Here is a 23,917-nt window from a genome sequence, read left to right on the forward strand (position 1 = left end):
CGCATGACGCAAGGCGGTCATCATGGTAAGCAAAAAGGCAGAGTCGAACACTGGCGCGTCAAACGCAGAGGGGACATGAAATGAGCACCATTCACAGACGGGGCGTGCTTGCTGGGCTGACCGTTTTCTCGGGCCTCGTCTGTGTGCCGAGCACCGCGCGCGCGCAGTTTGGTGGCACCGGCTTGAATCTCTCCTCCATACTCGGAAAGGCAACCGACAGCGCGCTTGACCAGCTTGCTGAGCCAGGCGCATTCTACAATGATGAAGAGGTGCGCATCGGGCTTCCCATTGGCGGAAAAAGCAGGAGCGGATTGCTCGGATCGGTGATGGATCTGGGCGCAAAGACGGGGCTGCTTGACGATGTCGTGCGCCAGATCAACGATGCCGCCGGAATGGCGGCAGGGGAAGCCAAGCCGATCTTCCGCGATGCAATCGACGGCCTGTCCTTCAGCGACGCGCCCGATATCATCCAGGAAAGCGACGGGGGCACGCAATATCTGCGCCGCTCTTCCAACGATGCGCTGCATGAAAAGCTCACGCCGCTGGTCGACGACGCACTTGGCGAGCTGGGCGTTTACAAAACCGTCGAAAGCCTGTCGAGATCAAACAGCCTTATCAGTCAGGCCGGACTCAATCGCGAGACTATAAACAAGACGGTCACCGACCAGGGTCTCGACGGCATCTTCACTTATGTCGGCAAAGAGGAACGGGCGTTTCGAAAGAATCCCCTGGGCGGCGTCAAGGGAGCCCTGGGCGATATCTTTGGCAATTAAAAACGCTGATACGTCAATCAACTTGGATTGAGATGCGCGGGGCCAAATGCATGGGGCAGCAGTTCTGACAGCGGCACCGACCGCACTTCGTTCTTGCCCACGCAGAATATGATCGGGTCCGTATTTCCCAACTGAGCGATTTCGTTGAGCATCTGCCGGCAACGTCCGCACGGGGTGATCGGCGCTCCGTCGCCCTTATTTAGCGGCCCCGTGACCGCGACGGCCACCAATCCGCCCCGGCGTCCCTCGTTCATGGCTTTGGCAACCGCGTTTGTCTCCGCGCATAGCGACAAGCCATAGCTTGCGTTTTCGACGTTGCTTCCGGTGATAACCGCGCCATCGTCAAACAGTAGAGCGGCCCCCACCTGATAGTCAGAATACGGCGCATAGGCCTTTTCACCGGCCGCACGGGCCGAGGCGATTAGCGCTTCCTTCTGTTCGTCCGGTATCCTCATCTTTGCACTACTACCCACTCGATCGGCTCGGCCAAAGCCTGGCTTACCATCTGGCGGTTCGCGCTCCAAAGCAGCCATGGGCGCTGGGCGTAGCGCGGGCGCAAGCGATCGCGTGCGAGCCACAAGTCGCGATCCAAGGCGCCTGCGATCTGAAAGCGCTTCTCGAACGCCTCTCCCAGCTTCAGGATGACGGGCTGACCAGAATGCATCTCGATCTGATTGACGAGCGTCAGCACTTCGCTCTTGGCGGCCGCTTGACTAACGCGCGGCGTGCAGTCCTTCGGCAATCGTTCCAGCGCCACCGCTGGCGGGAGCAAGTCAAGATCACGCGCAACCATGCGGGTGAACAGCGCCGATTGCGGATCGGCTCTTTGGCACGGATCGAAGACCTGAAGAATGCCGACTTTGAGGCCGGAATCCCTTGCAGCGCGCAAACGCGCCCGAAAACCTGGGTCCGGGGGCATGCGTGCCGAGCCCAGCTCAAGATATACAAAGGCCGCTCCGGTTGCCTTCAGGGTCTCGAACCGGACGCCCGAAACGCCGCTATCGACAACCGCGCCTTGCTCCGGGTACAGTTCCGGGTCGGGCCGCCATGTGCGCATCTCGAACCAAAACCAACCCGCAAAGACGAGCGCAACCAGACCTGCAAGGGCGGCGAGTTGCGCCAGTCTGCGAGCGAGGCCGTGGCCAGATTGCCTGCTCTTTCTCTTGCGTGTGGAACTGGCCATGGCGTCACGTCTCGAAGAAGCGCTGAGCAAAGCACTCAACCCTTGATATGCAGCACGCAGATGAGAGTAAACAAGCGGCGCGCTGTCGCAAAATCCGTTTCCACCTTGCCCTCAAGCCGCTCGAGTAGAAGCTCAGCGGCATCGTTGTGGATCGCCCGCCGCGCCATGTCGATCGTTTCGATCTCGGCTGGCGTCGCCTTGCGGATCGCCTGATAGTAACTGTCGCAAACGGCAAAATATTCGCGAATGGGGCGACGGAAACGGGCCAACCCGATCAGCAGCGTCTCCAGCAGATTCTCGTCCTGATCGCTTACATCCATCGCAAGACGCCCATCGCGTACGCCAAGGAAAAGGTGATACGGTCCCTTTGCGCCCTTCTCCGCGCTCTTGACGGGCTTGAACGTGTTCTCCTCGATCAGGTCATAGATCGCGACCCGGCGCTCTTGCTCAACATCCGCGTTGCGCCACAAAATGGTCGCTTCATCGAGCGAGATATGCGCAATCCTCTGCGAGGTCACGGGTGAATCGGGCGAACGGCCATCCATTGCTCGACCGCCTTCGCAGATCGGTGGGGGCGACTTCAAGCGTTTCGACTCGCGCACTGGTCGATGACCTTCCCCGCTATCCACAGCGCAAGCCCGATTGTCCGAAATTTATTGATGTCTTTTGGCCTTGCGAACACCGGCCATGTGAGCGCACTACACCGGAATGGAAGATACAGACACCCTGCTATTCCCAAGCGATGACGCGCTCAACGCCGATGGCGCTGGACGCAAGCTTCCGTCGAACCTTGAGGCCGAAGCCGCGTTCCTGGGGGCTGTGCTGATTGACAACCGCGTGATCGAAGAACTGCGCACGCCTATCAGGCCGCATCACTTCTTCGAGCCCTTGCATGAAAGGATCTACGAGAAGATTATTAAGGCCGTTGACGCCAACCGCACCGCGTCCCCGGTGACGCTGAAGCCGCAGTTTGAAGGCGATCCGGCTTTGCAGGAATTGGGCGGTCCGGCCTACCTTGCCAAGCTTACGGCCAACGGTTCGGGACTGTTGGCACCCCATGAACTGGCGCAGCAAATATACGACCTTGCGTTGTTGCGCGAGCTGGTCAGCGTTGGCCGCGGCCTCGTCGAAGGCGCGCTGGACACCTCTGACAGCGTGCAGCCCATGGACCGCATTGCGGAAGCGGAAGCGGATCTGTTTAAGGTCGCGGAAGGTGCGGAGACGGGCAACGAGGCGTCAACTTTCCGAGACGCCTCGCTAATGGCCATCAAGATGGCCGAGGCTGCGATGAATTCGGGCGGAGGCCTTTCGGGCAAGACCACCGGCATCTCTGTCATCGATGCAAAGACCTCTGGCCTGCACAATTCCGACCTCGTCATCCTTGCCGGACGTCCGGGCATGGGGAAAAGCTCGCTCGCCATGAACATCGCGTACAATTGCGCTGCGGAGCACTTGCGCTGGCAGAAGGATGGCGGGGAGCATAATTACGGCGCGCCCGCCGCCTTCTTCAGCTTGGAAATGAGCGCGGACCAGCTGGCGACGCGTGTTCTCGCCGAGCAGGCCGAGATCAGCTCGGAAAGCCTCAGGTCGGGAACGCTCAGCCGCGATGATTTTCAGAAGCTGAGTTTTGCCAGCCAGAGGCTCGCCGAATTGCCGCTTTACATCGATGACACGCCCGCTCTTACTATTGCGGCGCTTCGCAACCGCGCCCGCCGCTTGAAGCGACGTCATGACATCGGCCTGATCGTCGTTGACTATCTTCAACTGCTGCAGGGTTCGGGCCGGGCGAACGACAACCGCGTCAACGAAATCTCCGAAATCAGCCGTGGGCTCAAGACCCTCGCGAAGGAGCTCAGCGTGCCGGTGATCGCGCTGTCGCAATTGAGCCGCGCCGTTGAGCAGCGCGATGATAAGCGCCCGATGCTGTCCGATCTCAGGGAGTCCGGTTCGATCGAGCAGGACGCGGACATGGTCTGGTTCATTTACCGAGCGGACTACTACCATCTCGCGATCAAACCCGATGATCCGAAAATGGATGGGACCAGTTCCGCTGAAGTGGTCGAAAAATACCGCGCCTGGGAAGAGAAGTACGAAGAACTGCGCAACCGGGCCACGCTGATCGTCGCGAAACAGCGACACGGTTCGACCGGAAACGTACCGCTGCACTTCCAGAGCGAGATCACGAAATTCTCGTCGCCAAACTGGAAGTATGACGAGAACGAGTTTCGTTAAGCGGAGGGCGCGAATTCGGGCGCATTCTTGACTCAAGAACCCGCCGACCCTAACTGGCGCTCCTCCCCTTCTTACATTACCAGTTCCGAGAAAGAGGCCCGCAGATGGCACGCGTTACCGTTGAAGATTGCGTCGACAAGGTTCCCAACCGTTTCGATCTTGTCCTGCTCGCCGCGCAGCGCGCGCGTGAAATCTCGGGCGGCAGCGAGCTTACTATTGACCGCGATCGCGACAAGAACCCGGTCGTTGCTCTGCGCGAAATCGCCGAACAGACGATCAAGCCGCGCGATCTGAGCGAAGCGCTCGTGACCGGTCTTCAGAAAATCCTTCCCGACGATGAGGATGACGCCGACGAGATCGGTTCGCTCAGCCAATCGGCCGAAGCGCTGCGGATCACCGCTTCCGCTCCGACCCGCTCCACTTCGATCGGGGCCGATTACGAAGGGTGACAAGTGTTTCATTTGGGACCGGAGGTCAAAATTCCGGCCCTGAAACCAAGGCTGCCTTTATGGCAGCCTTTTTTGTGCACGAAGTCCGCACAAGATCGACACTGGTCAGGCGCCCTGCACGCGCTTGACTTGTTTTCGCATCTGCAACATGCGAAAACAATGAACGTCACAAAATTGTAACATCCATGCGGACCGGGGGCCTTGGGAAGAACGGGAGAAACGACACAATGGCTTCGATTGCGGTCTACAGCGTCAAAGGTGGCGTCGGAAAGACAACGTTCTCAGTCAATCTAGCCTGGTGTTCGGCGCAGATTTCGAGGCGCAAAACGCTCCTATGGGATCTTGATCCCGCCAACGGGTCCGGCTTCCTCTTGGGGGTTGGCCCCAAGAAGAAACGCACAGCGGACAGCGTCTTTGCGAACGCGCTGGATCCTTCCAAGCTGATACGCTCAACCGACTACGACAATCTCGACATTCTGCCCGCGGATGAGAGCATTCGCGGACTTGATCGACAGTTTGACAGGCTTGGCAAGAAAAAGAGGCTGGCCAAGCTTTCGGCTGCGCTCGCGAAGAATTTCGACCGGATCGTGTTCGATTGCCCTCCGGTCCTCAACGAAATCAGCGCGCAGGTAATGCGCGCCGCCGATGTCATCATTGTTCCGCTGCCACCGTCACCGCTTTCCGCCCGCGCTTTCGACACAGTTGTCACGGCCGTGCGCGGATCGGGCAAACACCACCCGCCCATCCTCCCCGTCCTTTCGATGGTCGATATGCGGCGAACCCTTCACCGCGACGCGCGCGAGACCAATCCCACATGGCCGGTCGTCCCGCTCGCCAGCGCTATTGAGCAGTGCGCTGTGCAGCGCAAGCCGGTCGGAGCCTTCGCCCCGCGCGCGCCAGCCACCCGCGCCTTTGCGCAATTATGGACCGCGATCGAACGAAAACTCGCTGAAAAATAAGACCTTGGGTTTGTCCTGGGGCCGAATCTCCGACAACGGGCCGCTCAAACAGTTTCCTTTCGCGACGCCAGCACTAGAATGGCGATCCGGGAAAGGGGCGTTCGTGTATGTCTGACATCGCCGAAGGGCTGGGAGCTGCGGTTGAGGGCACGCTCGCGGCGAGAGCTGTGGAACCGCGTTCTGGTGAAAGCATCGCTCAAGACCACGCCGAAACCGAATGCGCCAATTGCGGAGCGCCGCTCACCGGCCCCTATTGCAACCAGTGCGGCCAGAAGGCGCACGTTCACCGGACGCTGACGGCGATAGGCCACGACCTGATGCACGGCGTGCTGCATCTGGATGGCAAACTTGCGCACACTCTTCCGCTTCTCGTGTTCAAGCCGGGCCAACTGACGCGGCGTTATATCGAGGGCGAACGCGCCCGCTTTGTCAGCCCCATGGCGATGTTTCTTTTCAGCGTCTTTGCCATGTTCGCTGTATTCCAGCTCCTGGGGATTAGCACACCGACGTCCTTCGAGATGGAGAACGGTATCGACGCCATCGAAGCGCGGCTGGTTGATGCCAGGGCGAAGACGCAAGCCGAACTGGCCGATGTGAATGGTCAGCTCGCCGACAACAATCTCGCTCCGAGCACCCGAAGCGATCTTGCACGGCGGAAGTCCGAGCTCGAGGCCGATCTGATGGAATTGGAGCAGGTCGCAGATCTGCCTTTCATAAACGCGAGCGATGCAAGCCTTGAGGTCAACGAAGACGGAGAAACCGTCGTTCCGATCGGCAATAGCGGCAACGCCCAGATGACGTTCGCCGAGACCGGCGTTGATTTACTTGACAAGGGACTAGCGAAGAAATGGCGCGATAACCCCGGGCTTATGCTCTACAAGCTGCAAGCAAACGCCTACAAGTTCAGCTGGCTGCTCATACCGCTGTCGATACCCTTCGTGTGGCTTCTGTTCGTGTGGCGGCGCAGGTTCAAAGCTTATGATCATGCCATCTTTGTAACGTACTCGCTCGGCTTCATGTCGTTGCTTTTCATCACGCTTTCATTAGCAAACGCTGGCGGATTGAGTTTGGGCTGGATCGTGGCGGGCTTCGCCGCCCTGGCGCCACTGCATCTCTACAAGCACTTGCGCGGCGCCTACGGTCTTTCGCGCTTCTCGACGATCTGGCGTTTCTTTGCGCTGCTCATCTTCATCGTGATTGTGCTGGTCTTGTTCCTCCAGGCGCTGGTGCTGCTCGGCGCGTTCTGATCAAGGGAAGCACCCCGAACGAAGAAAGGCGCCGGATCGCTCCGACGCCTTTCATATCTCAAGTCAAGTGGATCAGGCGCCCTGCGGAGCTTCGCCACCCTTGGGACCAAAACGCTTGCCAGCTTTGGGAATGGCCGATCCGTGCGTAGGACGTGCGGCTGTCGGTCCGCTGGGCGTGTCGGGCCGGTCGATCGAACCGCCTTCCATCAGCGTGTTGATCTCATCACCGGTCAGCGTCTCATACTCGAGCAGCGCTTGAGCAAGCAGGTGGAGCTTGTCCTCCTGTTCAGTGAGAATGTCGGTCGCCCGCTTCAGGCCCTCTTCCACCAAACGCTTGATCTCTGAATCGATCAGCTTGTTGGTCTCCGCGCCGGCCATGGTGCGAGCCGACTGGCCCATCCCGAGATAGCCTTCTTGTTGTTGTTCATACTGGAGCGGCCCGAGCTTTTCGGACATGCCCCACTTGGTGACCATGTTCTTGGCGAGATCGGTTGCGTACTGAATATCGCCGCTCGCGCCCGAGGACACCTTGTCGTGGCCAAAGATGATGTCTTCAGCCACCCGTCCGCCCATCGCGACGGCAAGGTTGGCGTGCATCTTGTCACGATGGTAGGAATAACTGTCCCGCTCAGGCAGGCGCATCACCATACCGAGCGCGCGGCCGCGCGGAATAATCGTCGCCTTGTGGATCGGATCGGACGCCGGCTCATTGAGCGAAACGAGCGCGTGGCCGGCCTCGTGATAGGCGGTCATCTTCTTCTCGTCTTCGGTCATCACCATGGAGCGACGTTCCGCGCCCATCATGACCTTGTCCTTGGCGTCCTCGAATTCCTGCATCGCCACCAGCCGCTTGTTGCGGCGCGCAGCCAGCAAAGCGGCTTCGTTGACGAGGTTAGCGAGGTCCGCGCCCGAAAAGCCCGGCGTCCCGCGCGCAATCGTGCGCGGGTTCACGTCTGGAGCAAGCGGCACTTTCTTCATGTGCACACCGAGGATCTTTTCACGCCCATCGATGTCGGGCACCGGTACGACGACCTGACGGTCAAACCGGCCAGGGCGAAGGAGCGCCGGATCGAGCACATCGGGTCGGTTGGTCGCAGCGATGATGATGATGCCCTCATTGGCCTCAAACCCATCCATCTCGACCAGCAATTGGTTGAGCGTCTGCTCACGCTCATCGTTCGAGTTGCCCAGGCCGTGTCCGCGCGAACGCCCGACCGCGTCGATTTCATCGATAAAGACAATGCAAGGAGAGTTCTTCTTCGCCTGCTCGAACATGTCGCGCACGCGGCTCGCACCCACGCCGACGAACATTTCAACGAAGTCCGAACCGGAAATCGTGAAGAACGGCACCCCCGCCTCGCCCGCGATCGCACGGGCGAGCAAGGTCTTGCCGGTCCCAGGCGAACCAACCAGCAGAGCGCCTTTGGGAATCTGCCCACCCAGCTTGGAGAAGCGTTGCGGATCTTTCAGAAATTCGACGATTTCCTGAAGCTCTTCGCGCGCCTCGTCGATACCCGCCACGTCTTCAAACGTAACGCGGCCCTGCCGCTCGGTGAGCAATTTCGCCTTGGACTTGCCAAAGCCCATTGCGCCGCCGCCGCCGCCTTTTTGAACCTGACGAAGAGCGAAGAAGGCGATGCCAAGAATCAGCAGAAACGGAAGCGAGTTGAGAAGGATGTAAAGCAGCATGTTGGGCTGCTCGCGCGGCTTGCCCGTGAACTTCACATCGTTATCTTCGAGCAGGCCCGTGATTTCGGTGTCCGAGCCTACGGGAATAGCCGTGAAGGCCTTCCCATTCTTGTAAGTCCCGGTGATGATATCTTCGCCCAGCTGGACCGATTCAATTTTGCCTTCCTGCACTTGTTCGCGGAAGTCGGAATACCGGATCTCGGTGCCTTGAGGCTGGCCCGCATTGCTGAAAAGCGAAACCACCAAGAGAAGCGCAAGAAAGATCCCACCCCAGATCATGAGTTGCTTGACCCACGGGTTCTGCCCCTCAGGCGGCGGCTGGTTGGGATCGTTCTGGTCGCTCATCGGCTGATTCCTTCCTGTTCGCAAAGCAATGTAGGAATGCGTGCATGAATGGCAAGATAATGCGGCATGCCGCGTAGAACGCTAACTTTCGAACTCAGTCATGCAAAATCTCAATCGCGCAAGGGCGTCTATTTCGCCCTGTAGGCCGCCAGGAACACATCGAGCGCCCCGTTTATGCGAAGCGCCCTTTCTTTGCTGGTAACGTTTCGACCGAAGCGCTGGTTGAGATCCCCCATTCCCTTGCACAGAGCGACGAACTGCTCCGCCGCGAGCATCGGATCGTCCACCGCAAGTTCGCCAACATCGTTCGCGTGCGACAGAAATTCGGAAAACGCCTGTTTCATCCTCCAAGGCCCTGCGACCAGGAAGGCGTGACCGATCGCCGGTTCCAGTTCCGTTTCCGCTGCGATGCGGCGTTCGAACTGGATCATTTCCGGCCTTGAGAGAAACGCGATCATGCCCTCGCCAATCGTCTCCAGCCGCTCGCGGATCGTGCCTTCCGGCGTATCGTCGATGCTGAAATAGCCGCGCATCTTTTCGCATTCGAGCTCGACCGCGGCTGTGAAGAGCCCGCGTTTATCGCCGAAGTGATTGTAGATCGTGACCTTGGAGACCCCGGCGTCGGCGGCCACCTGCTCGATCGAAGTCGCCGCAAAGCCTTCGTCGAAGAAACGCCGCGAAGCGGCTTCGACAATCGCGTTGCGTTTGACCTGATCGGATGGGCGGCCGGGCTTTTTTTTCAATTCCTGGGAACCTGAACTCGAAACGACGCTTGACTAACTGAACGCTTGCGTTCAATTAAACGGTGTCGTTCAATAATGCGGCGCAGCCCTCTCAAAAGCAACCCCAGCTCTCATCAAAGGTTCCAAACCAACATGCTCTGGATCGCGATCCGCATGCTCACGGGCGACAAGCAGAAGTTCTACGGCCTGCTGTTCGGCATTGCGTTTTCCACTCTGCTGATCACGCAGCAACTGACCATTTTCGTCAACCTTATCGAGCGCGGCGCGAGCGGAGTTTACAGCGCACCGGAGGCGGAAATCTGGGTCATGGACCCCGTGACGCGCACCACCGAGGTCAATTACGCCATGCCGCCGACCGCGCTGGATGAAGTGCGCTCTGTGCAAGGGGTCGAATGGGCGGTGCCGCACCTGCGAGCCGTCGCCTCGGTCCGCAACAGCGAAGGCGACCTGGAGGGCGTCACGATCGTCGGCGTCGACGACGCGACGCTGATCGGACTTCCTGAACGCATGGTTGAAGGAGACAAATCGATCCTGCTCCAACCCGACAGCGTACTGATCGACGATGTCGGCTTGACCAAGATGTTTGCCCCCGGGGAAAACCCGATCGGCGAACGGCTCGAACTCAATGATCAGCGTGCGGTGATCCGCGGCATCGCCGACGCCATCCCCAGTTTTACCAGCCAGGTCACGCTTTACACGAAGTACAGCCAGGCGCTGAACTATGTGCCCGGCACCCGCAACCGGCTGACATTCGTGCTTGCCGGCGTCAGAGACGGCGAAACGGTCGAAGCGGTTGCCCAGCGCATCACGGAAGAAACCGGCCTCAAGGCGCTGCCACGCGAAGAACTGGCCCAGTCCGGGATCGACTTCATTGTCGAGAACACCGGCATTCCGCTCAACTTCGGCATCACCGTCGCCCTCGGCTTTATCGTCGGCGTTGCGATCGTGGGGCTGACCTTCAGCCTCTTCATCCGCGACAATATTAAACAGTTCGGCGCGCTCAAGGCGATTGGCGTTACCAACTTCAAGATCGGGCAGATGGTGGTCGCGCAAGCGACGCTTGTGGGCTCTGTTGGTTACGCTCTGGGTGTCATCGGAACCGTTCTGTTCATCTGGGGCTTTTCGGGCAATCCGACCTTCAAGGGCTTCTACATCCCCTGGCAGATCCCGTTCGTCAGCCTTGTCGCGGTGATCGCCATCCTCGCTCTCACTGGCTGGATTTCCCTGCGCAGTGTTATGCGCACCGAGCCAGCGGCGGTGTTCCGGTGAGCGTGGAAAAGGCCATGGCCAAGAAGATGGACACTCCCGAAAACATCGATGCGCGCCTCGATGGCGAGACAGCGATTTGCGCGCGCGGCATTGTTCGCGACTTTCAGGCAGGGCAGTCGACGATCCGCGTGCTGCACGGCATCGATTCCGATATCCGATCAGGCGAAATGACCTATGTCGTGGGAGAAAGCGGCTCGGGCAAGACAACGCTGATCTCGATCATGTGCGGCATTCTCTGGCCCACAGACGGCGAGGTGAAGGTGTTTGGCACCGACATCTACGCGCTCTCGGACACAGAGCTTGTCAACTTCAGGCTGGAAAACATCGGTTTCATTTTCCAGCAGTACAACCTCATCCCCTCGATCGACGCCGCCGCCAACGCCGCCGTACCATTGATCGCCCAGGGCATGGCGATCGAGAGCGCGCGCCGCAAGGCGATGGAACTGCTGGACGCGCTCAACATTGGCGATCAGGCGGAAAAACTTCCAAACCAGCTTTCCGGTGGCCAACAGCAGCGCGTCGCCATCGCCCGCGCGCTGGTGCATGAGCCGCGCCTCGTGGTCTGCGACGAGCCAACAGCCGCGCTTGATGCGCGGTCAGGTCGGCGCGTCATGGACCTGCTGCGAGACGTCGCGGTTGCCGAAGACCGCGCGTGCATCATCGTTACCCACGACAATCGCATCTTTGACCTCGCCGACCGTATCCTCGTGCTCGAGGATGGCCGGGTCACTCATGACGGCGTTGAAATGCCCGACGGTCATTGATCGTGGCCATCCCTCTCCAAAGACCCATTCCCTAAAGGCACACCATGGCTCTTCTCCCAAGCACTCTCAGTTTCTCGCGTCAGGTCCTGCCGATCCTCGCTTTGATCGGGCTTGCCGCTGGCACTTGGTATGTGATCAGCGAGCTTCCCGATCGCGAAGTTACCGATCCCAAGAAACAGCCTCCCAAAGCGACCGGTGAACTCGCCAACGCTCCCCGCGTAGCCGGCGCAGGCCTGGTCGAACCCGCCAGCGAGATCATAGATATCGGAACCGCTCTTCCCGGGCTCATCACAGACCTTCGGGTTGCACCGGGAGACAGGGTGAAGAAAGCCGAGGTCCTGTTTCTGGTCGATGACCGCTCGGCGCGCGCGCAACTCACCGAAGCGACCGCCGCGATCGGTGAGGCCCGCGCAGCGATCAGCGAAGCTCAGACCGCGCAGGCGACCGCCAAGCAGCAGCTTGATCTTTACGATAGCCTCGACGACCCCGCCGCAGTCAGCCGATCGGAAGTCATTCGCGCCCAAGGCGACTACGACGCCGCTAAGAGCCGCCTGTCCGTCGCCAAGGCGAGCCTCGCTGCCGCTCGCGCGCGAGCCACTTCGGCGCGCACAGAACTGGGACGGCTGACCGTGCGCGCGCCAATCGCAGGGGAAATCCTCGCTGTAAACATTCGCCCGGGTGAGTACGTCTTCACCCAGGGCGGCAATAACTCCGCTCCCTTTATCCAGATGGGAGAGACCAACCCACTGCATGTGCGCATCGATGTCGACGAAAACGAAGCGCCAAGGGTAAAGGAAGGAGCACCGGCCATAGTCAGCCCGCGCGGTGCGTCCGACCGCCAGGTCAAGGCGACCTTCGTTCGCGCCGAACCCCAGGTCGTTCCGAAGCGCCAGCTCACCAACAGCGCGGCCGAGCGGGTTGATGTGCGCGTTCTGCAGCTCATCTACGCGCTTCCGGAAAGCGATCTGTTCCGGGTCGGCCAGCAGGTCGATGCCTTTATTCCCGCCCAGTCAGACGAAGAGTGATCTCGATGAAACGTGCATCTCGCCTCGTTCTTGCGCTTTCGTTCACGGCTGCGCTCGGCGCGTGCGGACTGAAACCCACGCCGCAAGTCGCCACACCGCCACCCGATTTGGCCCCGAGCTTCTTCTTTACGCCAGGTCGCGAGACGAGCGCCGGGGTAGATGCCCTTCTTCCACGCGAGGACGACGCGTTCGCGACACTGGCAGACAAGGCGCTGGAAACCGCTCCCGGCCTTGCCGAGGCTCTTGCCCGGGTCGAAGCGGCGCGCGGAGGAGCGGCGCGCGCCGGAGCCGAACGCCTGCCGAACATCGGCGCAGACGCGAGCGTCGTTGAGAACCGCATCAACCCGGCCCAGTTTGGCGAGGCTGGAGAGGGAGGCCTGATCCCGCGCAACCAGACCTCTTATGGTGCCAATCTGACGGCAAGCTGGGACCCTGATATCTTCGGTCAATTGCGCGCGCAGGAGCGCGCCGCCCTTGCCCGTCTTGATTCCGCAAGCGCTTCGGCTGTGGCCGTGCGAAACGCTCTGCTGGCCGAGATCGCTGGGAGCGTTATCGATTGGCGCACCCTGGCCGCTCGAACAGCCGCCCTTGAAAGCGATGTCGCCGCAGCACAGCGGCTGGCCGCCCTTGCGCAGACGCGAGAGGACGCCGGGATCGCTCCGGGCTTTGATCGGGTGCGCGCCGAAGCGCAGGCCAGCGCGTCGCGCTCGCGCCTTGCAGCGCTCGAAAGCGAACGGGTCGGTATTATCGGGCGACTGGTCGCTCTGACCGGGCTCGGAGCAAAGGAAGTCAGTGAGGCGCTGTCCGGGTCGGGCGCCTCACTGACACGCGGGGCCGCGCCCGTCGCGCTCCCTTCAGAGTTGCTCACCAACCGGCCCGATGTGCTCGCCGCCGCCGCCGAGCTCGCGGCGACAGACGCCGACCTCGCCGCTGCGTCGCGCGCGCGGTTCCCACGCTTCACGCTCTCCGGCGTCATCGGCCTGCTCGCCTTTGACCCGGGAGACATCTTTAACAACGATTCGATCGTCGGCACGTTAACGGCGGGAGTGGCCGGCCCCTTGCTCGACTTCGGGCGGATCGAAGCGGAAATCGACACCGCCGCCGCGAACAAGCGCGCAGCCTTTGAGGCTTATCGCGGCGCAGTCTTTCAAGCCTTGGGAGAGGCCGAAGAGGCCTATGGCTTGATCGCCGCTAGCGACAGTGAGGCCGAGCTCGCCCTCAAAGAGAATCGTGAGCTTGAGCGCGCCGCTCGTCTGGCCGACACGCGTTATCGCGCTGGCCTTGTCAACTTCAGCGAGGTGCTGGAGGCGCGCCGGGCGGCGGATGAGAGCGGTGAACGCGCCGCCGCCAGCGTCGGACGGGCAAACCGCGCGAGAATTCTGCTATGGCAGGCTCTGGGAGGCGAGCCAACGCAACCGGCGGAGACGTCAGGCTGAACGCTGGACCAGAGCTGTGCGCTCGCAACGGCACACCACCTCATCGCGCTGATTGAACAGTTCGTGGGTGAAGGTCACGATACCGGCCTCGGGCCGCGACTTGCTTTCCCGCAATTCCTTGACCTCGGTCTCAGCGCGCAGCGTGTCCCCGATGAAGACGGGCTTAGGCGTTACGACGTTGTTGAAACCAAGATTGGCGACCAGTGTGCCCAGCGTCGTGTCCCCGACCGATAGCCCCACCAGCAGGGCAAAAGTGAAGGTTGAGTTCACCAGAATTTGACCGAACCCGCTTTCTTTTGCCGCCTCGATGTCGAGGTGCAGCGGCTGTGGGTTATGTGTCATGGTCGAAAACAGCAGATTGTCGGTCTCGGTTACGGTGCGGCGGATATCGTGAGCGATGCGCTCGCCAAGGCGCCATTCATCGAAGCGCTTGCCAGACATCAGCTCGCACTCTGCCAACGGGCCACGATCTCGGCGCCGTCATCGGCGCTCGAGCGGACCGCGCCCGGGGTTCGGCTAAAGCGCGGGGCGGGGGCTGTGTGCCACTCCCCCTCGTGCTGCACATAGGTTTCACGGGCTTTCATATGCGGGTGGTCGCGCGCTTCTTCGAGGTCCAGGACAGGCGCAAAACAGGCATCGGTTCCTTCAAGCAGCTCTACCCATTGCGCTTGAGTCTTTGTCTTGAAAAGCGCCGCGAGCTTGTCCGCGTAATCCTCCCAGTTCGCCGGGTTCATCTGGCCTTCTGCCAGATCCTGGGCGCCGGTTTTCTCAATCAGTTCAGCGTAAAACTGCGGTTCGATCGCGCCGACCGAGATTTCGCGACCATCCGCGCATGCGAAGCAGCGGTAGAAATGCGCCCCACCGCCCAGCATACCCTTCCCGCGCTCGGTGGTGATGAACGGTCGCTCGCGCACGCCGAAGAAGAAGCTCATCAAGCTGGTCGCGCCATCGACAATCGCCGCGTCAACGACCTGTCCGTGTCCAGAGCGCTCGCGTTCGTAAAGAGCCGCGAGAATGCCGAAAGCGCAATACATCGAGCCTCCGCCAAAATCACCGATCAGGTTTTGCGGAGGAACCGCTGGCTCGCCCGCTTTCCCGATGGCGGACAAGGCGCCGGTGATGGCGATGTAGTTGATATCGTGTCCGGCTGCGTGCGCGAGCGGGCCATCCTGCCCCCAACCGGTCATTCGCGCGTAGACAAGTCTTGGATTGGTCTCGAGCAGCTCATCGGGACCAAGGCCAAGGCGTTCCATCACGCCGGGTCGAAACCCTTCCAGCACGACATCGGCCTTGGCGCAGGCGTCCTTCGCGAAGGCCAGGCCCTCTTCGGTCTTCATATTGACTTCGGCGCGGTGCCGCGCGCGTTCGACCACGGGGTTGGAGACCCCGCTCCCCGGGCGCGCGATCGTCACCACCTCAGCCCCCAGATCCGCCAGCAGCATCGCGACATGCGGCCCTGGACCGATCCCGGCAAATTCGACAACCTTGAGACCCGTCAGCGGGCCGTTTTGAGAATTCATCGCACGCTCTCCCTGGGCGTCTCTTGAACACCCCGGGCGCGCTTGACAAGCGGGCAAGGCCACCGATACCCGCCGCGCTGAAAACTGGCTGGAGTAACGCGCGTTGAAACGCTCCGAAAAGACGGTGCTCGCGGTGGCATCGGGAGGCGGGCATTGGGAGCAATTGATGCTTCTGCGCACGACGCTCGATCGCTACAAGGTGCGATACGCGAGCACCGATGATGGTGTGACGGCGCACCACGGCGTGAATGCTGCGGAAACCCTGCCTGACTGCAATCAGAACCGGCCTGTACGCTCCTTGTGGTGCGCTCTGGTCGCTTTGTGGATCGTTCTGAAAATCCGACCGGACACCGTGCTCTCGACCGGCGCAGCGCCCGGATTCTTTTGCATTTTCTGGGGCCGCCTGCTGGGAGCGAAGACGCTGTGGATCGACAGCGTGGCCAATGGCGAAGACCTGTCGATGTGCGGCAAGCTTTCAAAGACCTTCGCCCATGAGTGCCTGACACAGTGGGAAAACCTGGCTGCCGACCCGCAGCCCAAATATCGCGGATCGGTCTTGTGATCCTTGTAACCGTTGGCATGCAACTCGGGTTTGACCGGTTGATCAAGGCGATGGACGAGTTAGCGCCATCACTGTCCGAGCCGGTAGTCGCGCAGACGGGCAAGGGGCGCTACGCGCCGCTCCATATGCGCGCACAGGAAAGCATGACGCCCGCCGAATTCGATAGTCATGTGCAGCAGGCGAGGCTCATTGTCAGCCACGCAGGGATTGGCACGATCCTGACAGCCGCCCGGTGGTCCAAGCCGATCGCCTTGTTAGCGCGACGCGCCGATCTCAACGAACACCGTAACGACCATCAACTGGCGACAGCGGAGAACCTGAAGGGACGACCGGGAATTCTGGTCGCGACCGAGGTGAGCGACCTCCCCCGCATCGTTGCGCAAGGACTGCAACTGGGAACGGTTGCCCACACCGGTGCTGCTCAGGCAGCCACGCTTCACAAGGCGGTTGCGAAATTTATCGACACTGGATCTGTGTCATGAAAGCAGTTGCTGTTCCTCGCTCCATGGACGATGGAAAAAGGGTAACCCTAACGCGATCTTAAGTGTCGCCGTGCCATGGCCAGGCCCCGAAAATTCAGGGTTTGAGGTCCATGAACGCGCCTTTTGACACTTCCTCCGCTGCCAAGCTGGCTGGCGCGCGTGACGCCGATCACCCGGTTCAGGTCGCCGTGATCGGGCTTGGCTATATCGGCCTTCCGACAGCGGCCGTTCTGGCCTCCTATGGGTGGGAGGTGTGCGGTGTGGATGTGTCCGAAAGCGTCGTCGAAACGGTCAACGCTGGCGGCGTTCACATTAAGGAACGCGACCTTGACCGCCTCGTCAGCGATGCGATCGAAAGCGGTCGGCTGAAAGCGTCGACCTCGGTGCCGACCGCGCAATTCTATATCATTGCCGTCCCCACCCCACTCACACACGACAACCGACCGGACATAAGCCTGGTCGAGAGCGCCGCGCGCGCGATTGCTCCGGCCGTCTCGAAGGGCGCCTGCGTCATCTTGGAGAGCACGTCTCCCGTCGGGACCACGGAAAGAGTGGGCCACATCATCGCCGAGCAGCGCCCCGACCTCACCGTGCCTGTCCTTGGCGAGCAGAGCGGTGGGGATATCGGGCTGGCATATTGCCCTGAGCGAGTCCTGCCAGGCAAAATCGTGCATGAGCTGGTCAAGAACGACCGGGTGATCGGCGGAATTACGCCCGAATGCGCGGCGCGCGCCAAGGGGCTTTACACGAGCTTCGTCGAGGGAGACTGCCTAACGACGACCGCTCGCGCTGCCGAGGCGGTCAAGCTGGTCGAAAACAGCTTTCGCGATGTGAATATCGCCTTCGCGAATGAGTTGAGCGTAATCGCCGACGATCTCGGAGTGGACGTTTGGGACGTGATCAAACTCGCCAATCGGCATCCACGTGTGAATATACTTCAGCCTGGTCCGGGCGTGGGAGGGCATTGCATAGCGGTCGATCCCTGGTTCCTGATCTCGAGTTCACCCGACGTCGCCCGGCTCATACGCACAGCGCGCGAAGTCAACGATTTCAAGGCGACTTACACCGAACGTCGCATTCGAGCGTTGCTCGACGCTGCGCCCGGAGGAAAGGTCGCGTTACTCGGTCTGGCCTTCAAGCCCGACATAGACGATTTTCGGGAGAGCCCTGCGCTCGAAATCGCTCTGAAGCTTGCGCGCACGCGTGGGCAGCGTCTTATCCTGGTCGAACCCTTCGCCAAAAAGTTACCGGACGGCTTTGCAGGCACGGGCGCCCGTCTGGCTAGTCTTGACGAAGGCCTTGAACAAGCTGAGATTGTGGTCGTGCTTGTCGACCACACCGCCTTCAAACATCTCACGCCCGAAGCGCTTAAAGGAAAGCTCGTCTTCGATACGCGCGGCATGATGAAGAGATGACAGCCCCTCGCTCGCGCCCCCGAATTCTAGTCACGTTCGGGACGAGGCCCGAAGCCATCAAGATGTTCCCGGTCGTCAGCGCGTTGCGCGAGGCCGACCGGTTTGACGTGCGGCTCGTAGTGACGGCGCAGCACCGCGAAATGCTCGATCAAGTGCTCCAGATCGCCGAGATTGAGCCGGATATCGACCTCAACCTCATGGAGCCCGGACAGAGCCTCGACAGCCTGGCTGCCAGGATAATCACCCGCTTCGGGGAGGTCCTCGACGCTGAGAAGCCTGACCGGGTTCTTGTCCATGGCGATACCCTCACGACAATGATGGCAACGCTCGCCTGCTACTTTCGCCGCATTCCGGTCGGTCATGTCGAAGCGGGGCTTCGCAGCGGCAACATCTACGCGCCCTGGCCCGAAGAAATAAACCGTAAGGTGACGGGAGCCGTCGCCGACCTCCATTTCGCTCCGACACGGGCCGCCGCCGACGCATTGCTCGCCGAGAATGTCTGGCCAGCATCAATCCATGTGACCGGCAACACCGTGATCGATGCTCTCTTCGCCGCGCGCAACAAGATCAAGGCAATGCCCGAGCTCGTGCCAACCATAGCGGAGCTGAAGCGCCGTTTCGAAAGCAAGCGGATGCTCGTCGTGACAGCACATCGCCGTGAAAATCTCGGCGAAGGAATGTCTCAGATCGCGCACGCTTTGGGCCAGTTGGCCAAGCGAGACGATCTCTCGATCCTTTATTCTCTGCACCCCAATCCAAACGTGGCAGAGCCCATGCGCTCAGCGCTCGCACGCTTCGACAACATCGCGTTGCTCGACCCGCTAGACTATCTCAGCTTTGTCGCCCTGCTGGAGGCGAGCGACATCGTCCTCACGGATTCTGGAGGAGTCCAGGAAGAAGCTCCCAGCCTTGGCAAGCCGGTTCTTGTCATGCGCGACACAACCGAACGCCCCGAAGGCGTGGCCGCTGGAACAGCCAGATTGGTCGGTACAAAAGCGGAGACAATCGTGAAGCACGTGGCGCGCCTCCTGGACGATAAGGAAGCGTATGATTCGATGGCTAAGGCGCATAACCCCTATGGCGATGGCCGAGCCAGTCGGCGCATTCTCGACATCATCGCGCGCGCGCACCCAATGTGAGGACGACCTTGATGTAATATAGAGCGCTCGCGAGCACTATCCAGCTGGTCCCCAGATCAATCACCCAATTGAGCTTGAAGGCGCCATACAGAAATCCGTCGATAAAATGCCATGAAACAAGCCGGACGATAATCAGCCCGATCATGGCGCAAGCGGCTCCCGCTGCAAGAAATGTCGCGATGTCGCGTCGACCACGAACTCGCTTACTGATCAGGAAAACACACGCGAGGCCGCCAAGCGCTAGCAGGCCAGCCCCGACAGCTGCGAGCGGACGCTGGTATTCGCGTCGGCCAGCATACAAACTCTCGGCACGCATGAACTCTCGAAGTGAGGAACGGACCGTGTCCTCGACGTCAAACAGCCGTAGCGCAATCAGGACCGCGAAAAGCACCGCGAGAGCTGACCAAGTGCGGGTTTGCCAAGGCGCCTGCCGCGCGCGGCCCGAGACCGTGGCCGCAAAAGTGCACGCGATCGCGACAAGCCCGTAAAGGCCGCAAGCTGCGAGAGTTAAGCTCGATACTCCTGAGGGCACTGGCGGTTAAATGCTTTCCATCAATCGCGTTCAGACGCGCCCAATCGCGCTTTCATCCGGGGATGTACAGACCCCATTGACCGATAACTTTCGCGACCGGCGAGGCCACTCACACTCGTGGTGCCAAGTCGTTCTGACGAGCCTCACTCGCGATCTCGGCGCAAGCGATAAGATCGCATCGCGCAAAACAGGCAGCGCAGCCCAACCGTGTTGCGTTGCGGAACTCGAATGTATAAGCGCAAAGCAAGTTTTGTGGAGGCTCATGTGGACGTAAGAACTTTTCGCAAGCGTTTCAAATTCAGTCTGCTTGCGGCGACCGCGATTGCCCTGTCAGGATGCGCATCAACGCCCGAACCCGTGATCGGCCCGGCTGTGACCCAACCACGAGCTGACCTGGGCCAGGAAATCTACTCGAACGCGCGGTCCCCGATTTATCTTTTGCGTCCGTCCGACAGAATATCGGTCAACGTGTTTCGCGAACCTGATTTCTCCATCCCAGATGTCCGCATCGGCGTTGAGGGCAATGTGTCCTTGCCCATGCTGGGCTCGATCCCGGCCGCTGGCATGACCGCCGCTCAATTTGAAAAAGATGTAGAGGGGCGACTTTTGGCGATGGGCCTCAAATCGCCAATGGTGAATGTAAACATTGGGGAGTACGCATCACATCAGGTCACGGTTGACGGGGCCGTAAACGATCCCGGCGTCTACAATTTTCAACCCGGCGCGCGCCTTTCAGCCGCTATTGCGTTGGCAGACGGGCCCGCGCGCACCGCAAAAGGGGATGAGATCGCGGTTTTCCGGGAGAGCCCGGAAGGAACCATGGTCGCCAAGTTTGACTATGGGCAGATCAGTCAGGGCACGATGCTCGATCCCGTCCTCCAACCCGGCGACAGGGTGTTTGTGGGAACCGATGGCCTGGCTGTGTTCTGGCAGGACTTCCTTCAAACCGTGCCCGTACTCGGCGTGTTTGCGCTGAACGCTGCGCGCATTGACGAGTAAACGCGATGAATGATCGTACCCCCATACCCGCTCCGGTCGCGCCCGCTACAGGTGGCATGATCGACGCTTACATGCCCGATCCGCATATGGACCAGGTCCAGCCGCGTGCCCAGTTCATCAATCTGGCGATGATCAGAGGCATCTTGTTCCGGCAACGCTGGCTGATCGCAGCGGTTCTTTTGTTGGCGCTCACCTGCGGATTGGTGGCAACGGCTCTTGAGACACCGATGTTCTCGGCCACATCGCGCGTCGAGGTTGTTCCCCAAGGTTCGTACATCGTGAGCGGTCAAGACGTCGATCAGGGCGTCAGCGGCAACCAGATATCCGATTATCTTGCAACCAAGGTCGAGATCATTGGCAGCCGCCGGATGGCGATGAAGGTGGCCGAGTCACTAAACCTGGGTGAGCGATACAGCCTGGTTGGGGAAGACATCGACGCCAGCCGTCCCCCGAACCTATCGGACGAGGAATGGCTGGAGCAGAAGACGGCCCGGGCGGCGGGGATCATTCAGGACATGGTCTCGGCCGCAGTTCAGCGTAGACATTGGATCATTCCTATCAGTGTCAGTTCAGCAGACCCTGTTCTCGCAGCCGAGCTGTCCAACGCGTACGCAGACGCTTTCGTCGATTCCGACGTCCAGGACATCATCGAGCGAAACCAGTACGCGCGAAACTACATACGAGAGCAGATTGAGGAAATGCGCGTCGATCTGCAGCAAGCCGAACTCGCCGCGAATGAATACGCCAGCGCCAATGGTCTGATAACGGGAATCCGCGGGGGCGATGACGGCCTTGTACCCACGACCCTGACGGCGGCTAACCTCTCGGGCATCAATTCTCGTGTAGCATCAGCCCGCGTGGCTCGGATTGAGGCGGAGCAACACTGGCTTGCAGTGAAAGATACGCCCGCAGGCCAGCTTCCCGAGGCGCAGAGTAACCCCGTCCTCCAGTCGCTGATCGCCGAGAGAACTACCAAACTCGGCGAACTGGTCGAACTGCAGCAACGCTACAACGATGAGTTTCCGCGCATCCAAAGCCTCCAGGCCGAACTAGCGGTCCTGAATGAGCAAATCGAGCGCACTGGAAACGAGATTAAGGCGGCCCTGCGCAACGAATACCTCGTTGCCCAAAGGCAAGAGACCGCTTTGGAACGCGAGCTTTCAAGCGTGACGGGCGAGAAACTGGTGGAGCAGGACAAGGAAGTCGAGTACCAGGAGTTTCTCGGGCAAGCGGCAGCGCTTCGCGATCAGTTGGGCAAACTGCTCGTTCGCTATAATGAATTGGCGAGCGCCGCGACGGTCAATCGCGGGCGCGTGATCAAGGTCGATCCGGCGCTTGTTCCGAGCTCCCCTTATGCGCCCAGCCTCACGAAGAATATGAGTCTGGCCTTGGTGTTCGGCCTAGCGCTGGCCGGCGCGCTCGCGGTCCTGCGCGAGACGATCGACGATCGCATTCGATCCATCGACCATATTGAAGAGAAGCTAGGCCTCCCGCTGTTCGGCCACACGCCTTTTGTCGATCAAAGCGACATGGAAGACATAAACGACTATCGGTACAACGCGCTGCTTGAGGCTTATAATTCGGTACGCACGTCTATCGATTTTGCCTTCCCCCGAAGCCAGAACCTTATCCAGTTTACCAGCTCTCAGGCGGCTGAAGGAAAGTCGACCACCGCTGTTATCATCGCAGAGTTATTTGCGAAAATTGGTCGTCGCACGCTACTGATCGACACTGACTTGCGGCGACCAACAATTGCAAAGGTGCTTGATTGCGAAAAGCCCAAGGTGGGGCTCGTAGAAACGGTTTTAGGGCATGTGTCTCTGTCTGAGGCCGTCATAAAGGATGGTCACGAGAATCTCGACGTATTGCCGATCGCCGAAGTCCCACCCAACCCCGCCGACTTCCTATCTTCGGAGCAGTTCCGGAACTTCGTTGAGCGCGTGAGTGAAGAATACGATCTGGTCATCTTTGACTCCAGCCCTGTCCTTGGCCTGGCAGACGCGCCGCTTCTTGCACAGCTTGTCGACGCCACGCTTTTCGTTGTTGAAGCGAACAAGGTACCCGTCGGCCATGCGCGCAAAGCGCTTCGCCGTCTCGCAAGAGCTGGCGGACGCGTCGCTGGCGTGGTCGTGACCAAGTACCGCGCGCTCGAGGCGGGTGAAGGTTACGACTATCAATATGGGTATTATCAGTACGCGGATTAATCGACGCAACTCCACTCATGTTGAGTTGAGAGAGAGCTTCGAATGCGTCTTGTTCGCTTAAGTCCAAGCCATGGCTGACCCCGCTCCGTTCACCGTCATTATCCCCGCGCACAACGAGGAAGCGGTGATAGGGCGTTGCCTTACAACAATACTCTCAAACGCCCGTGAAGGTTTCGAGTTTCAGATAATTGTCGCCGCGAACGGCTGCTCAGATCGCACCGTGGAAATCGCCCGTGCGACCGCTCCACAAGCCCTTGTGCTAGATCTACCGGAAGGCTCTAAAACGCGCGCCATGAACGCGGCCCATCGCAAGGCTCTGCATTATCCTCTTATCTTCCTTGATGCCGATATTCAGTGCGACTTCATCTCCCTGGCCGCGGTCGCACAAGCCCTGCGGGAACCCGGCGTCCTCGTTGCGGCACCGGCGCTCAAGATGGACCTTTCCCGGTCGAACTCGCTGGTGAAGTCCTATTACCGGGTTTGGCTCTCGCAACCCTACGCAACTGACGCGATCGTCGGTTCCGGATGTTTCGGCCTTTCGGAAGCCGCATATCGCCGGATCGGCGATTTCCCCGATATCATCGGCGACGATATCTGGGTTCATTCGCAATTCGAAAGGGCTGAGCGTCGAAGCGTTTGCCAGGATCTTGCAGGCCGACCTGTGAAATTCGTCGTTTCACCTCCCAGACGAGTGGTCGATCAGATCCGGGTGGAAACCCGTCGACGTCGGGGAAATGAGCAGCTGCGCTCGGCGTTTCCGGGTTTGAATTACGCTGGCTCAAACAGACCCGGTGATCTGAGAGACGCTCTCAAAGCAGGAGCAACACTTGCGGACATCGCAATCTACCTGGCCGTCAAGGCAGCGGCGGGTGTGAGGGCGTCGCTGGCCGACCTGAGCGGTAAGACGATTGTATGGGAACGTGACACCAGGGCGAGGGAGACCTGAACCG

Annotated in this window: 23 protein-coding genes; 16 read left to right on the forward strand and 7 right to left on the reverse strand. The window is 60.2% G+C overall.

The window, feature by feature from the left end:
* Positions 1 to 80: 80 nt before the first annotated feature.
* Positions 81 to 773, forward strand: a complete 693-nt coding sequence (locus QNI87_RS12555) for a DUF4197 domain-containing protein (RefSeq protein ID WP_300597001.1) — start codon at positions 81 to 83, stop codon at positions 771 to 773.
* 17 nt (positions 774 to 790) lie between these two features.
* On the opposite strand, the gene QNI87_RS12560 is transcribed toward QNI87_RS12555, so the two are convergent.
* From QNI87_RS12560 to QNI87_RS12570, 3 genes are read right to left on the reverse strand one after another with little or no spacing between them, the layout of a single operon-like run.
* Positions 791 to 1,228 (reverse strand): cytidine deaminase, encoded by a 438-nt coding sequence (locus QNI87_RS12560; RefSeq protein ID WP_300597003.1) that lies wholly within the window; start codon positions 1,226 to 1,228, stop codon positions 791 to 793.
* Positions 1,225 to 1,956 carry a glycoside hydrolase family 25 protein gene (locus QNI87_RS12565; RefSeq protein WP_300597005.1) on the reverse strand — a complete coding sequence of 244 codons (732 nt, stop codon included), beginning with the start codon at positions 1,954 to 1,956 and terminating at the stop codon, positions 1,225 to 1,227. The genes QNI87_RS12560 and QNI87_RS12565 overlap by 4 nt, the downstream gene beginning before the upstream one ends.
* Before the next feature lie 35 nt (positions 1,957 to 1,991).
* Positions 1,992 to 2,474 carry a UPF0262 family protein gene (locus QNI87_RS12570; protein ID WP_300597528.1) on the reverse strand — a complete coding sequence of 161 codons (483 nt, stop codon included), beginning with the start codon at positions 2,472 to 2,474 and terminating at the stop codon, positions 1,992 to 1,994.
* 190 nt (positions 2,475 to 2,664) lie between these two features.
* On the opposite strand from QNI87_RS12570, the gene QNI87_RS12575 reads away from it, so the two are divergent.
* The 4 genes from QNI87_RS12575 (at position 2,665) to QNI87_RS12590 (ending at position 6,843) form a co-directional block, all read left to right on the forward strand.
* Positions 2,665 to 4,188, forward strand: coding sequence for a replicative DNA helicase (locus QNI87_RS12575; protein WP_300597007.1), 1,524 nt, complete (start codon positions 2,665 to 2,667; stop codon positions 4,186 to 4,188).
* 104 nt (positions 4,189 to 4,292) lie between these two features.
* On the forward strand, positions 4,293 to 4,637 hold the full coding sequence (gene rpoZ, locus QNI87_RS12580; RefSeq protein WP_300597009.1) for a DNA-directed RNA polymerase subunit omega: 345 nt from the start codon (positions 4,293 to 4,295) through the stop codon (positions 4,635 to 4,637).
* 227 nt (positions 4,638 to 4,864) lie between these two features.
* Positions 4,865 to 5,596, forward strand: a complete 732-nt coding sequence (locus tag QNI87_RS12585; protein ID WP_300597011.1) for a ParA family protein — start codon at positions 4,865 to 4,867, stop codon at positions 5,594 to 5,596.
* 317 nt (positions 5,597 to 5,913) lie between these two features.
* Positions 5,914 to 6,843: a DUF3667 domain-containing protein gene (locus tag QNI87_RS12590; protein WP_366146187.1), complete on the forward strand. Its 930-nt coding sequence runs from the start codon at positions 5,914 to 5,916 to the stop codon at positions 6,841 to 6,843.
* A gap of 72 nt (positions 6,844 to 6,915) precedes the next feature.
* On the opposite strand, the gene ftsH is transcribed toward QNI87_RS12590, so the two are convergent.
* Both ftsH and QNI87_RS12600 read right to left on the reverse strand, forming a co-directional pair.
* On the reverse strand, positions 6,916 to 8,877 hold the full coding sequence (ftsH, locus tag QNI87_RS12595; protein ID WP_300597015.1) for an ATP-dependent zinc metalloprotease FtsH: 1,962 nt from the start codon (positions 8,875 to 8,877) through the stop codon (positions 6,916 to 6,918).
* A 128-nt stretch (positions 8,878 to 9,005) separates the two neighbouring features.
* Positions 9,006 to 9,620, reverse strand: a complete 615-nt coding sequence (locus QNI87_RS12600) for a TetR/AcrR family transcriptional regulator (RefSeq protein WP_300597017.1) — start codon at positions 9,618 to 9,620, stop codon at positions 9,006 to 9,008.
* A gap of 132 nt (positions 9,621 to 9,752) precedes the next feature.
* Between QNI87_RS12600 and QNI87_RS12605 the strand changes: the two genes are divergently transcribed.
* From QNI87_RS12605 to QNI87_RS12620, 4 genes are read left to right on the forward strand one after another with little or no spacing between them, the layout of a single operon-like run.
* Positions 9,753 to 10,889 (forward strand): ABC transporter permease, encoded by a 1,137-nt coding sequence (locus QNI87_RS12605; protein ID WP_300597019.1) that lies wholly within the window; start codon positions 9,753 to 9,755, stop codon positions 10,887 to 10,889.
* A 14-nt stretch (positions 10,890 to 10,903) separates the two neighbouring features.
* Positions 10,904 to 11,653 carry an ABC transporter ATP-binding protein gene (locus tag QNI87_RS12610; protein ID WP_300597021.1) on the forward strand — a complete coding sequence of 250 codons (750 nt, stop codon included), beginning with the start codon at positions 10,904 to 10,906 and terminating at the stop codon, positions 11,651 to 11,653.
* Positions 11,654 to 11,697: 44 nt separating this feature from the next.
* Positions 11,698 to 12,678 carry an efflux RND transporter periplasmic adaptor subunit gene (locus QNI87_RS12615; protein WP_300597023.1) on the forward strand — a complete coding sequence of 327 codons (981 nt, stop codon included), beginning with the start codon at positions 11,698 to 11,700 and terminating at the stop codon, positions 12,676 to 12,678.
* A 5-nt stretch (positions 12,679 to 12,683) separates the two neighbouring features.
* Entirely contained in the window at positions 12,684 to 14,114 is a 1,431-nt protein-coding gene (locus QNI87_RS12620) for an efflux transporter outer membrane subunit (protein WP_300597025.1), read from the forward strand.
* Here QNI87_RS12620 and QNI87_RS12625 read toward each other — a convergent pair.
* The gene (locus tag QNI87_RS12625) at positions 14,106 to 14,555 is read right to left on the reverse strand and encodes a MaoC family dehydratase (protein WP_300597027.1); all 450 of its coding nucleotides are present in this window, start codon (positions 14,553 to 14,555) and stop codon (positions 14,106 to 14,108) included. The two genes, QNI87_RS12620 and QNI87_RS12625, sit on opposite strands and share 9 nt — an antisense overlap.
* On the reverse strand, positions 14,555 to 15,634 hold the full coding sequence (locus QNI87_RS12630) for a CaiB/BaiF CoA-transferase family protein (protein ID WP_300597029.1): 1,080 nt from the start codon (positions 15,632 to 15,634) through the stop codon (positions 14,555 to 14,557). The genes QNI87_RS12625 and QNI87_RS12630 overlap by 1 nt, the downstream gene beginning before the upstream one ends.
* A 103-nt stretch (positions 15,635 to 15,737) precedes the next feature.
* Here QNI87_RS12630 and QNI87_RS12635 point away from each other — a divergent pair, with 103 nt between their 5' ends.
* The 7 genes from QNI87_RS12635 to QNI87_RS12665 all read left to right on the forward strand — a co-directional run bounded on the left by QNI87_RS12635 (position 15,738) and on the right by QNI87_RS12665 (position 23,913).
* Positions 15,738 to 16,196: a glucuronosyltransferase gene (locus tag QNI87_RS12635; RefSeq protein ID WP_300597031.1), complete on the forward strand. Its 459-nt coding sequence runs from the start codon at positions 15,738 to 15,740 to the stop codon at positions 16,194 to 16,196.
* Positions 16,193 to 16,678: a glycosyltransferase gene (locus QNI87_RS12640; RefSeq protein ID WP_300597033.1), complete on the forward strand. Its 486-nt coding sequence runs from the start codon at positions 16,193 to 16,195 to the stop codon at positions 16,676 to 16,678. The genes QNI87_RS12635 and QNI87_RS12640 overlap by 4 nt, the downstream gene beginning before the upstream one ends.
* Before the next feature lie 110 nt (positions 16,679 to 16,788).
* On the forward strand, positions 16,789 to 18,093 hold the full coding sequence (wecC, locus tag QNI87_RS12645; protein ID WP_300597035.1) for a UDP-N-acetyl-D-mannosamine dehydrogenase: 1,305 nt from the start codon (positions 16,789 to 16,791) through the stop codon (positions 18,091 to 18,093).
* Positions 18,090 to 19,232, forward strand: a complete 1,143-nt coding sequence (wecB, locus tag QNI87_RS12650) for a UDP-N-acetylglucosamine 2-epimerase (non-hydrolyzing) (RefSeq protein ID WP_300597037.1) — start codon at positions 18,090 to 18,092, stop codon at positions 19,230 to 19,232. Before wecC ends, wecB begins: the two co-directional genes overlap by 4 nt.
* Before the next feature lie 796 nt (positions 19,233 to 20,028).
* Complete coding sequence (locus tag QNI87_RS12655) at positions 20,029 to 20,763, forward strand: polysaccharide biosynthesis/export family protein (protein ID WP_300597039.1); 735 nt, start codon at positions 20,029 to 20,031, stop codon at positions 20,761 to 20,763.
* Positions 20,764 to 20,768: 5 nt separating this feature from the next.
* Entirely contained in the window at positions 20,769 to 22,967 is a 2,199-nt protein-coding gene (locus tag QNI87_RS12660; protein WP_300597041.1) for a polysaccharide biosynthesis tyrosine autokinase, read from the forward strand.
* A gap of 70 nt (positions 22,968 to 23,037) precedes the next feature.
* On the forward strand, positions 23,038 to 23,913 hold the full coding sequence (locus QNI87_RS12665) for a glycosyltransferase (RefSeq protein ID WP_300597043.1): 876 nt from the start codon (positions 23,038 to 23,040) through the stop codon (positions 23,911 to 23,913).
* The last annotated feature ends 4 nt before the right edge of the window (positions 23,914 to 23,917 follow it).

The sequence above is a fragment of the Erythrobacter sp. genome, assembly GCF_030066995.1.
Taxonomy (GTDB): Bacteria; Pseudomonadota; Alphaproteobacteria; order Sphingomonadales; family Sphingomonadaceae; genus Erythrobacter.

What these genes read in the sequence shown, in the direction of transcription:
- QNI87_RS12555 (WP_300597001.1), top strand. Translation starts at nt 81, where the DNA reads ATGAGCACCATTCACAGACGGGGCGTGCTTGCTGGGCTGACCGTTTTC.
- QNI87_RS12560 (WP_300597003.1), bottom strand. Translation starts at nt 1,228, where the DNA reads ATGAGGATACCGGACGAACAGAAGGAAGCGCTAATCGCCTCGGCCCGT.
- QNI87_RS12565 (WP_300597005.1), bottom strand. Translation starts at nt 1,956, where the DNA reads ATGGCCAGTTCCACACGCAAGAGAAAGAGCAGGCAATCTGGCCACGGC.
- QNI87_RS12575 (WP_300597007.1), top strand. Translation starts at nt 2,665, where the DNA reads ATGGAAGATACAGACACCCTGCTATTCCCAAGCGATGACGCGCTCAAC.
- rpoZ (WP_300597009.1), top strand. Translation starts at nt 4,293, where the DNA reads ATGGCACGCGTTACCGTTGAAGATTGCGTCGACAAGGTTCCCAACCGT.
- QNI87_RS12585 (WP_300597011.1), top strand. Translation starts at nt 4,865, where the DNA reads ATGGCTTCGATTGCGGTCTACAGCGTCAAAGGTGGCGTCGGAAAGACA.
- QNI87_RS12590 (WP_366146187.1), top strand. Translation starts at nt 5,914, where the DNA reads ATGCACGGCGTGCTGCATCTGGATGGCAAACTTGCGCACACTCTTCCG.
- ftsH (WP_300597015.1), bottom strand. Translation starts at nt 8,877, where the DNA reads ATGAGCGACCAGAACGATCCCAACCAGCCGCCGCCTGAGGGGCAGAAC.
- QNI87_RS12605 (WP_300597019.1), top strand. Translation starts at nt 9,753, where the DNA reads ATGCTCTGGATCGCGATCCGCATGCTCACGGGCGACAAGCAGAAGTTC.
- QNI87_RS12610 (WP_300597021.1), top strand. Translation starts at nt 10,904, where the DNA reads ATGGCCAAGAAGATGGACACTCCCGAAAACATCGATGCGCGCCTCGAT.
- QNI87_RS12615 (WP_300597023.1), top strand. Translation starts at nt 11,698, where the DNA reads ATGGCTCTTCTCCCAAGCACTCTCAGTTTCTCGCGTCAGGTCCTGCCG.
- QNI87_RS12620 (WP_300597025.1), top strand. Translation starts at nt 12,684, where the DNA reads ATGAAACGTGCATCTCGCCTCGTTCTTGCGCTTTCGTTCACGGCTGCG.
- QNI87_RS12625 (WP_300597027.1), bottom strand. Translation starts at nt 14,555, where the DNA reads ATGTCTGGCAAGCGCTTCGATGAATGGCGCCTTGGCGAGCGCATCGCT.
- QNI87_RS12630 (WP_300597029.1), bottom strand. Translation starts at nt 15,634, where the DNA reads ATGAATTCTCAAAACGGCCCGCTGACGGGTCTCAAGGTTGTCGAATTT.
- wecC (WP_300597035.1), top strand. Translation starts at nt 16,789, where the DNA reads ATGAACGCGCCTTTTGACACTTCCTCCGCTGCCAAGCTGGCTGGCGCG.
- wecB (WP_300597037.1), top strand. Translation starts at nt 18,090, where the DNA reads ATGACAGCCCCTCGCTCGCGCCCCCGAATTCTAGTCACGTTCGGGACG.
- QNI87_RS12660 (WP_300597041.1), top strand. Translation starts at nt 20,769, where the DNA reads ATGAATGATCGTACCCCCATACCCGCTCCGGTCGCGCCCGCTACAGGT.
- QNI87_RS12665 (WP_300597043.1), top strand. Translation starts at nt 23,038, where the DNA reads ATGGCTGACCCCGCTCCGTTCACCGTCATTATCCCCGCGCACAACGAG.